Annotated in this window: 11 protein-coding genes; 10 read left to right on the top strand and 1 reads right to left on the bottom strand. The window is 39.4% G+C overall.

The features are described 5' to 3' along the window. The 6 genes from ACFINX_RS08790 to ACFINX_RS08765 all read left to right on the top strand — a co-directional run. The coding region (locus tag ACFINX_RS08790; protein WP_375668685.1) for a hypothetical protein at positions 1 to 300 on the top strand (300 nt) is incomplete at its 5' end. Positions 301 to 593: 293 nt separating this feature from the next. Beyond that, positions 594 to 1,334 (top strand): hypothetical protein, encoded by a 741-nt coding sequence (locus tag ACFINX_RS08785; protein ID WP_375668684.1) that lies wholly within the window; start codon positions 594 to 596, stop codon positions 1,332 to 1,334. A gap of 84 nt (positions 1,335 to 1,418) precedes the next feature. Beyond that, the gene (locus ACFINX_RS08780; protein ID WP_375612653.1) at positions 1,419 to 1,859 is read left to right on the top strand and encodes a hypothetical protein; all 441 of its coding nucleotides are present in this window, start codon (positions 1,419 to 1,421) and stop codon (positions 1,857 to 1,859) included. A 277-nt stretch (positions 1,860 to 2,136) separates the two neighbouring features. Beyond that, positions 2,137 to 3,600: a replicative DNA helicase gene (locus tag ACFINX_RS08775; protein WP_375668686.1), complete on the top strand. Its 1,464-nt coding sequence runs from the start codon at positions 2,137 to 2,139 to the stop codon at positions 3,598 to 3,600. A gap of 85 nt (positions 3,601 to 3,685) precedes the next feature. Continuing rightward, positions 3,686 to 4,126, top strand: coding sequence for a single-stranded DNA-binding protein (gene ssb / locus ACFINX_RS08770; protein ID WP_375668683.1), 441 nt, complete (start codon positions 3,686 to 3,688; stop codon positions 4,124 to 4,126). A 15-nt stretch (positions 4,127 to 4,141) separates the two neighbouring features. Continuing rightward, entirely contained in the window at positions 4,142 to 4,672 is a 531-nt protein-coding gene (locus tag ACFINX_RS08765; RefSeq protein ID WP_375668682.1) for a hypothetical protein, read from the top strand. 9 nt (positions 4,673 to 4,681) lie between these two features. Here ACFINX_RS08765 and ACFINX_RS08760 read toward each other — a convergent pair whose 3' ends face one another. Further along, a complete protein-coding gene (locus ACFINX_RS08760; RefSeq protein WP_375610919.1) occupies positions 4,682 to 5,296 on the bottom strand; it encodes a hypothetical protein in 615 nt (204 codons plus the stop codon). Positions 5,297 to 5,498: 202 nt separating this feature from the next. On the opposite strand from ACFINX_RS08760, the gene ACFINX_RS08755 reads away from it, so the two are divergent. From ACFINX_RS08755 to ACFINX_RS08740, 4 genes are all read left to right on the top strand, one after another. Beyond that, positions 5,499 to 5,831 (top strand): hypothetical protein, encoded by a 333-nt coding sequence (locus ACFINX_RS08755; RefSeq protein ID WP_375663005.1) that lies wholly within the window; start codon positions 5,499 to 5,501, stop codon positions 5,829 to 5,831. Further along, positions 5,812 to 7,140, top strand: a complete 1,329-nt coding sequence (locus ACFINX_RS08750; RefSeq protein ID WP_375668681.1) for a PBSX family phage terminase large subunit — start codon at positions 5,812 to 5,814, stop codon at positions 7,138 to 7,140. Before ACFINX_RS08755 ends, ACFINX_RS08750 begins: the two co-directional genes overlap by 20 nt. A gap of 260 nt (positions 7,141 to 7,400) precedes the next feature. Next, on the top strand, positions 7,401 to 8,567 hold the full coding sequence (locus tag ACFINX_RS08745) for a tyrosine-type recombinase/integrase (RefSeq protein ID WP_375668680.1): 1,167 nt from the start codon (positions 7,401 to 7,403) through the stop codon (positions 8,565 to 8,567). Between the two features lie 207 nt (positions 8,568 to 8,774). Then, a complete protein-coding gene (locus ACFINX_RS08740; RefSeq protein ID WP_011180791.1) occupies positions 8,775 to 8,975 on the top strand; it encodes an AlpA family transcriptional regulator in 201 nt (66 codons plus the stop codon). Positions 8,976 to 9,201: the final 226 nt, after the last annotated feature.

The raw sequence follows: 9,201 nt of genomic DNA, 5'->3' as shown, positions 1-9,201 counted from the left end.
TATTTTTACAATCTTTACGAATATGATGATGGTACAAGAGAATATGAAGAATTTGACGGTGGTCAGTATCATGAGATGCCTGAGAATGTTGATTACAGTACCAAGGCGCAAGTGAAAGCTTGGATATACGGTGGTGATTTGCCAAGAAGCGTATTGAGTTGCGAAGCGTTGATAGACGAGGTGAATAGGGAAATCAAAAAACGTACAGTTAAAGCAGTGAAAACTTATGATGATATAGACAACGAGCTAGAGAAAGCACTTGGTATTCAATTAGGTAGGTATCAAAATGAAAAAAAGTGAAAAAAATAAAAAATACGTATTGACATTAAGGAAAGGTTCGTTTAGAAAGGCGTCAAGTGTGTAGAAACACTTAGCGAATAGCGGATAGGTTACGATACAGCCTCTCCCATGCCTTTTAAAATACTGACTTTCTTTTATGCTATCATTGGCATATAACGATTTATGTCGGGTGTAGTGTGTTATACAATACCCTTTTTAGGGGAAAGCACACAGCGGACTATTCGCCGTGTTTCTAGCACCCGACGCCCTTATAGGGTGTCAATAGAAACCTTCTTACGAATAGGATTACTAGCATGAAAGCTACAGTTAAAAAGAGAAAACCATCCAAAAAATATGAATTGACTAATGAAATAGATCATATGACTGGTCTCACATTATACCGTATACGCGCCTTAAAAGATTTTGGAGATGTCAAGGCGGGGGATTTAGGTGGTTTTATAGAAAATGAAAGCAACCTATCGCATTATGGTACGTGCTGGGTATATGATAAAGCCCGCGTTTTTCAAAATGCCCGCGTTTCTGGGAATGCAAAAGTAAGAAGCTTTTTTGTAGACGTTTGTGGGAATGCAAAAATTTATGGGAATGCTATTTTTGAAGCTATTTTTATGGGAGGCAATGCGCGTCTTTATGGGAATGCTCATATTAAAGGTGCTGTTGTAATTGAAGGCAATGCAAAGATTTATGATAATGCCTATGTAACTGATCATGCTCATATTTCTGATGATGCCGTCATTTGTGATAATGCTCATGTTGGAGGCAATGCAAAAATAAGCGGTGCTGCTTATATTTGTGATGACGCGCGTGTTTTCGATGATGCCGTTGTATGTGGTGCTCTTATCTCAGGAGATTCTTATGTTCATAGCGCCGCTTCTTTAACAGCAGATGATCATATTTGGAATGAAGCATATCCCGAATTTGGTAGTGAAGATGATTATTATCGTCATGAGTATTATGATGATTTTGAAGACTATTATGATGCTGATCTTGAATCGGAAAATGATGACGATTTAGAATGTGAAAAAGAAGCTGCTTAATTAAACAATAGGGCGGTGCGGGGGCGCCTCCTTATAACCATTTCATTTAAAAATTTGTTTGAATATTAGATTAGGGAGCTACCTATGACCACTAAAACTGTATCCAAAAAATATGAACTTACTAATGAAACTACAGAAGTTAAAGACCATCTCTATGGTAGAGTTAGAACACTTTATCGCATTAAAGCTTTAAGAAGTTTTGGAAGTGTTAAAAAAGGAGATTTAGGGGGCTTTATTGAAAGTGAATACAACTTATCACATGATGGCAATTGCTGGGTTGGTGATGATGCCAAGGTTTATAATGCTGCTATGGTTTGGGGGCATGCGAAGGTTTTTGAAAATGCAATAATTTGTGATGAGGCGTGTGTTAATGGGTTTGCGAAGGTTTACGGTAATGTACGTGCTTATGGAAAGGCAATTATTGGTGGCAGGGCGCGTGTTTTTGGAGATACGCAACTTATTTTGGGGGCATGGGTTACAGGAAGAAAAGAGATTTCTACAGGTTTAATATCCTTTTGTAGATAGATAAAGACTGTAGAGGAATTGATTAAAGCGGCTGTGGCGTCTAAAAGATAGAATAAAAAAAAGCCGCGTCCTTTAAGACACGGCTTTTATTATCAAAACAGCTAGCGATCTAAATAAACGATTAAAATAACCAATCGAAATATAAAAGAACATCTCTTTATTGCACAAAACGTATCAAAAAGCAAGCTGTTAAGTAAAATAAAAATGGGATTCACACTGTAGATTCAGTGATTTATAATTATCATTTATCAAATCAATTTAAATCATAATGAATAAAATGAACGCTGTTAAATTACCTTCTTTTCAAACAGAAGAACAATCTTCTTTTCGTCAACTACCCCATAATATTGAAGCAGAGAAAGCTTTGCTGGGTGCTATCATTATCAATAATAATGCTCTTGATAGCGTTTCTGATTTTTTAAAAGCAGAGCACTTTTTTGAACCGTTGCATCAAAAGCTTTTTGATATCATTTCACAAATTATTCAAAATGGAAAAGTTGCAGATCCCATTACTATTAAGCCCTTTGTTGAAAATGATGCGAAAATTGGTGACATCACTGTATATAATTACGTGGTGCGTTTAGCTAAAGAAGCTGTAACAATCATTAATACTAAAGATTATGGGAGTGTCATTTATGATCTGTTTATCCGACGCTCTTTAATTAACCTTGGCACTCAAGTTGTGAATAGAGCTTATGATGTTTCTGTAGAACTTACAACATCACAACAAATTGAAACTGTTGAAAATCAGTTATTTGAGCTAGCAGAAAAAGGAAAATATGGGGGTGGGTTTGAAAATTTTGATACAGCCATTGCAAAAGCACTTAACATGGCAAGCGCTGCGAAAAAGCGTTCTTCAAGGCTCTCAGGGATAGCTACCCATATCAAAACACTTGATGAGAAAATGGGGGGATTACAAGCATCTGATTTGATTATCCTTGTGGGGCGCCCTGGGATGGGTAAAACATCGCTTGCTACCAATATTGCTTTTAATATTGCCAATGCTCGTAAGCGTGATAACAGCCAAGCCAATGAAGGGGGTATTGTTGGTTTCTTTTCACTTGAGATGTCAACTGAACAGCTTGCAACTCGTATTATCTCAGAGCAAATAAAGGTTTCTTCTTCTGATATGCGCCGTGGTAATATCTCAGAAGAGCAATTTGCAAAAATTATTCACGCAATGCGTTCTTTACAAACAATCCCTCTTTATATTGATCAAACGGGTGGGGTGTCTATTGCACAATTGTCCGCTCGTGCAAGGCGTCTTAAACGACAACATGGTCTAGATGTCTTGATTATTGATTATATTCAACTCATGACAAGCGGTTCAAAGCGTTCATTAGAAAATCGCGTTCAAGAAATTACAGCTATTACCACCGGATTAAAAGCACTTGCAAAAGAACTCAATATTCCCATCATTGCTCTGTCACAACTTTCGCGTCAAGTTGAAAACCGAACCGATAAACGTCCACAACTCTCCGATTTACGTGAATCTGGTTCAATCGAGCAAGATGCCGACATTGTTCTGTTCGTTTATCGTGAAGAATATTATCTCAAAAATGAAGAACCCAAAGAAAGCACTGCTGAGTATAACAAATGGCAAGAGGCAATGGAGCAAGCCAAGGGTAAAGCCGAGGTTATTATAGCAAAACAACGCCATGGTCCGACAGGAATCGTTCCCCTTGCCTTTCAATCCGATTTTACACGCTTTAGTGATTTAGAACATAATGTAACACTTTAAATAATTGTTATTAGACAACTGAAAACATTGTAAAAACACATAAAACATGTTATGATCTTTACATCATTTAATGGGACTTACAAACATGCTTAATAAAGTGATTTTAATTGGCTATTTAGGTGCTAATCCAGAAAGCAAAACAATGTCATCTGGCATCGAGGTGGTCAATTTTCGAATGGCAACGTCTGAGAGCTATACAGACAAGGCAACCAATAAGAAAGTAGACAAAACCGAATGGCATTCCATTGTGGTGTTTAATCCACATCTTGCAAAAATAGCTCTCCAGTATCTGAATAAGGGCAGCAAAGTTTATATCGAGGGGCGACTACAAACCCGTAAATGGCAAGATAAAAACGGTGTTGATCGCTATGTAACAGAAGTCATATTGCCTCAGTACAAAGGCGAGTTAAAGCTTTTAGATGGCAAAAATGATGATAATCAAGATCAGTCATCTGCTTATGACAGAAGCATTTACAGACCTCTTGATACGCCCCATACCGTTATGAATGACAGTGTTCCTTTTTAAATAAAAGGCGGTGTTATGAAAAAAAATAAAAAAAGGGGACGCCCTAAAATAGCAGGGCAGGTAAGAGAACCAAACGGACGTATATCACGTGCAAAAGCACCGCGTGAAGCCGTTGATAAATTGGCAATAGAGATACGTGCAAAGCGCTTCGGTTTAACGCTACAGGAGGCAAAAAATCCACTTTCTGGTACTTATATAGGGCGACTTTGTTTAAAAGGCGTGCTTACTCAAGAGCAATATGATGCCGCGCAACAATATCTACAAGTAAGAAACGATTACCTTTGTGCAAAGGGCTTGCCTAATGCGATTTATGACGAAATGCCATCATCTACTGATGACAAAGCAAGAGATAAATGGGTAGCATTTGCAACAGAGCAGTTTATAAACACGCAAGAGGCACTAAAAGAAGCCCAATGCCTCTATAGACAGTATAATCTTTATGCAGCACTACAGTACCTCGTGGTAGAAGATCAAATGCTACCATATCTTGTGAATTCATTACGTGTTTCTCTTAATGCTCTTCAGAAACATTTTGATCGTAAATGACAATCTCTATTACGGTTTCATTATATTGTATATCGTTTGTAAGTTTCTGCAAAATTCAATGGATTCCTTTAAACCTTTATGATCATTTGTTTTCACTTGATATACTAGGTTATTTACTTGTTCTTTTCTGAAATCGTAACGCTTAAGAAATTTTTTTGCATAATAAATCATTGGATCCTCGTTATCATTGACCACGTCGTATGCCCACATCAAATCGCTTTCACTCCAATCATATTCATCGCGTAAACGCTTTATTACATTGGGTAGATCCATTTGCGACATCTCCTTATTATAATCACCCCGCAATATACTCACAATGGATGCACAACCAACAACTAATATGTGACGATACAATATATATTCCTGTTTAAAAAACGAATATTCTGTGCCCATGATGAGTGAAAGTTCTTCTGCTTTGCGTATCTTTTCAGAATGCATAGAGCCAATATATGATTCACTTACGTATTTGTTGTAAAGTTGATTATACTTCTCTTTAGTATCTACACTTGTAAACATACGCGTCAATTTGTCTATAAATCCAAATGACGCTGATGCAGGTAGCGCTGATATAGAAAAGAAAGCTATAAATGTTATGATGCGTGTTATGAATAATGATTTCATCATTTTAAATCCCTAAATTATTATAAGCGCTGTTTAACCGATTCCCTTTGAAATTATCAATATGTGTTATTTTAGTGTTGACAAAGTGTAGCAAATCGTATTTAATGACATTGCTGTACTTAGGTGTATTGTGTCTAGAGAGGGAAATGTACAGTTCAAAATCCCCGCAAATGCGGGGTTTTTTATTATCTGGAGGGCGTATTTTATGACATCAGAAAATACACATCAGGCTCCACAACCCATTAAAAAGCGTATACCCCCAAAGGCAGGTCAAGGGCGTGTCAAAGGCGTTCCGAATAAGATGACGCGCATTTTAAAAGAAGCAGTGGTTAAGGCTGCTGAGAATGCTGGGAATAAAATTGGCAAGGATGGTTTGATTTCTTATTTGGAAAAGCAGGCTATGGAATGCCCCGCTGCTTATTTAGCGTTGCTTGGTAAGGTGTTGCCTTTACAGGTAACAGGTGAAGATGGGGGAGCCATTAAGGTGATAACGCGTGTAGAAATCGCGCCTTTGGTCAATGACAACACGACAGATTAGTATTGTTCCAAAGCTTATACCGATTTTTACAGATAAGGCTTTGGTGCGTGCTGCTTGGGGTGGACGAGGGTCTGGAAAGACAAGATCATTTGCCTTGATGGCTGCTTTAAAAGGCTATCAATTTGGTATGCAAGGGATATCGGGCACTATACTTTGTGCACGTCAGTTTCAGAATTCTTTGGCAGAAAGTTCATTGGAGGAGATTAAGCGCGCCATTGAAGCGCATGACTTTTTAAAGGACTATTACAAGGTTGGGGAATCGTCGATTAAGTCGATAGATGGTCGCGTAGCCTTTCAGTTTTCTGGTCTGGACCGTAATATTGCGAGCATTAAATCGATGGGGCGCATTTTGCTTTGTTGGGTTGATGAAGCAGAGCCGGTAACAGAGACGGCTTGGCAGACGCTTATTCCAACGTTGCGTGAAGAAGGCGAGGGGTGGCGAGCAGAGTTATGGGTGACATGGAACCCGTTGCGAGAGAATGCCCCCGTTGAGAAGCGGTTTCGCTTTTCAGACAATGAAGCCATTAAGCGTGTAGAGATCAATTGGTCAGATAATCCGAAGTTTCCTAAGATCTTGAATGAAGCGCGGCTTGATGATCTGAGAAACCGTCCAGAGACCTATAAGCATATCTGGGAAGGGGCTTATCTTACAGCGGTTCAAGGCGCTTATTATCAGAAAGAGATGTTGGCAGCCGAGCAGGAGGGGCGGATAGGGCGTGTTGCTCGTGACCCTTTAATGCAAATACGTGCTTTTTGGGATATTGGGGGGACAGGCGCCAAGGCAGATGCCACGGCGATATGGATAGCACAGTTTGTGGGGCGAGAAATTAGAGTGCTTAATTATTACGAAGCACAGGGACAGCCATTATCCGAGCACATAGGCTGGTTACGTCAGAATGGCTATGAGAAGGCATTGATGGTTCTCCCCCATGATGGTGCAACAAGAGACCGTGTACACAATGTGAGTTTTGAGAGCGCTCTTAAACAGGCAGGCTTTCAAACAAAAGTTATCCCTAATCAGGGAGCAGGGGCTGTTAAGATACGTATAGAAACAGTCCGCCGTGTTTTGCCTTCTGTTTGGTTTAATGAGAAGACGACAGTAGCAGGACGTAAGGCACTGAACTGGTATCACGAGAAATGGGATGAGAAGCGTAATATTGGCTTGGGAGCAGAGCATGATTGGTCCAGTCATGGGGCAGATGCCTTTGGACTGATGTGTATTTCATACAAACCACCAAAAGAAATACAAAAGCGACCAGCTTATAGCGGCAGAACGGAATATGAGAGTACCTCATGGATGGCAGAATGATGCATGATGATGAACGTTTAGAGAAAGACAGCAATGTATCTGATCTCTCTCATGAAGGTTTGTTTCGTAAGCTTGTGAGTTGGTGACAAGCTATTGATTTATAATGATAATCTAGCGTTATTCATATTGAGTTAAAGACCCGAATAACGTAAGATTCTCTTATTTCAAATCTGTTTATATTGAATCAATCAAAACCACTCGTTTGCACATAGCAAGTGGGATGAGTGTGTGGATAAAATTTGTATAAGAAAGGACTTAAAATGGCTCTTATGAACCGTCTTAATGCAAGATCTGTTGCAACATTAGGGGCTGGCAAATATAACGATGGTGCCGGCTTGTTACTTCACAAGCGTAAAGATGGAGGTGCTCAATGGATTTACCGTTATACCATTCATGGGCGCCGTCGTGAGATGGGCTTGGGGGCATTGCGAAACGTTTCTTTAAAAAAAGCGCGTGAATTGGCAAATCAATGGCGTTCTGTTTTGCATGAGGGTCGTGACCCTATTAAAGAACGCAATAAACAAAAGCGTGAAGCAATAAGCAATCTCCATTATTTAAAAGATATTGCCGTGGATGCTTTTGAAAGTCGTAAAGCTGAATTAAAAGGGGATGGAAAAGACGGACATTGGTTTTTACCATTACGTCTTCATATTCTCCCCAAATTAGGCTGTTTACCCGTTTCAGAAATTACCCAAACTGAGATACGCAATACTCTTGCTCCTATCTGGCATACAAAAGCTGGAACAGCTAATAGAGCTCTTAATCGTCTTAATATATGTCTCAAACATGCGGCTGCACTAGGATTGGATGTTGATTTACAAGCAACAGAAAAAGCACGTGCTCTCTTAGGCAAACAACGTCATAAAACGCAAAACATGCCCGCAATGGATTGGAAAGAGGTCCCTGCCTTTTATAAAACACTTTGCCAAACAACAATCCTAACACAACTGGCTTTGCGTTTGCTTATTTTGACAGGAGTTCGTACTTTTCCTTTGCGTCATATTCGTGAAGGTCAAATTGAAGATGATGTCTGGACAATTCCTGCTGAAAATATGAAAGGAAAGCGTGATACTACAACAGAATTTCGCGTCCCCTTATCAAAAGAAGCGCTGAAAATTATTGAACAAGCTCGTTGTATTTCTAAAAGTGATTTTCTTTTTTCTCCTACCGGTCGCGGTCCTCTTTCACATACGATGATGGCTTGGTATATGAGAAAAAATAAAATTGAAGCATGCCCCCATGGTTTTCGCTCTAGTTTACGCAATTGGCTCGCTGAGACAACCGATGCCCCCTATGAGGTCGCTGAAACTATTTTAGCTCATACGGTCGGCGGTAAAGTAGAGCGTGCCTATCGTCGGACTGACTATTTAGAACAGCGCCGCGTTTATATGGATAAATGGGCGGCTTATGTCACGGGTCAATCTTAAGATATGGGGTGAATAACCCCATTATCTGTGGATAACTTTAGCTCTCTTTTCTCTCATTCTCTCTCAATAAGACTCATAACGTATCACATCAGAAATTGTATGATAAAATATTGTTTTCTATGAATAAAACATCTTTCTAAATGAACCAAAATGTGGTTAATAAATAGTTATGATTTGTTACCATTTTTATAGTGAAAGGATTTTAGAATGACAGAAAATGATATTCTTTTAACAGACCGTGAAAGTGCAAAATTGCTTCATATGAGTGTCTCAACATTCCGCCGTCATGTAACCAATGGCTCTCTCCCAAAACCTTTAAAATTTGGTTTTTTGTCCCGTTGGTTACAATCGGATCTTATCAATGTCATCGAGCAAGCAAAACAGCAACGTCAAAGTGACGCGGCATAAAAAAACCTTGTCGCGTAAGGACGGACAAGGCTTTCTCAAACTCATCACCCTAGAGATAGCACAATCCGTCCTATGACGCAACGTTATAGGATTTAAAATGATGTGTTCTTTTAAGAATGCGCAAGGTATCACACGTGCCTTGCGTGGTATTTGGCATGGGCGTTATGGAACAGCCCGTTGCCCTGCTCATGATGATAGGCTGCCTAGCTTATCCCTTGCCAATGGA

Source organism: Bartonella sp. AP36NXGY, from assembly GCF_042195865.1.
Classification (GTDB): domain Bacteria; phylum Pseudomonadota; class Alphaproteobacteria; order Rhizobiales; family Rhizobiaceae; genus Bartonella.
Note: the sequence above shows the minus strand (reverse complement) of the source record. Positions and strands in the feature narration are given on the sequence as shown.

What these genes read in the sequence shown, in the direction of transcription:
- ACFINX_RS08785 (WP_375668684.1), top strand. Translation starts at nt 594, where the DNA reads ATGAAAGCTACAGTTAAAAAGAGAAAACCATCCAAAAAATATGAATTG.
- ACFINX_RS08780 (WP_375612653.1), top strand. Translation starts at nt 1,419, where the DNA reads ATGACCACTAAAACTGTATCCAAAAAATATGAACTTACTAATGAAACT.
- ACFINX_RS08775 (WP_375668686.1), top strand. Translation starts at nt 2,137, where the DNA reads ATGAACGCTGTTAAATTACCTTCTTTTCAAACAGAAGAACAATCTTCT.
- ssb (WP_375668683.1), top strand. Translation starts at nt 3,686, where the DNA reads ATGCTTAATAAAGTGATTTTAATTGGCTATTTAGGTGCTAATCCAGAA.
- ACFINX_RS08765 (WP_375668682.1), top strand. Translation starts at nt 4,142, where the DNA reads ATGAAAAAAAATAAAAAAAGGGGACGCCCTAAAATAGCAGGGCAGGTA.
- ACFINX_RS08760 (WP_375610919.1), bottom strand. Translation starts at nt 5,296, where the DNA reads ATGATGAAATCATTATTCATAACACGCATCATAACATTTATAGCTTTC.
- ACFINX_RS08755 (WP_375663005.1), top strand. Translation starts at nt 5,499, where the DNA reads ATGACATCAGAAAATACACATCAGGCTCCACAACCCATTAAAAAGCGT.
- ACFINX_RS08750 (WP_375668681.1), top strand. Translation starts at nt 5,812, where the DNA reads ATGACAACACGACAGATTAGTATTGTTCCAAAGCTTATACCGATTTTT.
- ACFINX_RS08745 (WP_375668680.1), top strand. Translation starts at nt 7,401, where the DNA reads ATGGCTCTTATGAACCGTCTTAATGCAAGATCTGTTGCAACATTAGGG.
- ACFINX_RS08740 (WP_011180791.1), top strand. Translation starts at nt 8,775, where the DNA reads ATGACAGAAAATGATATTCTTTTAACAGACCGTGAAAGTGCAAAATTG.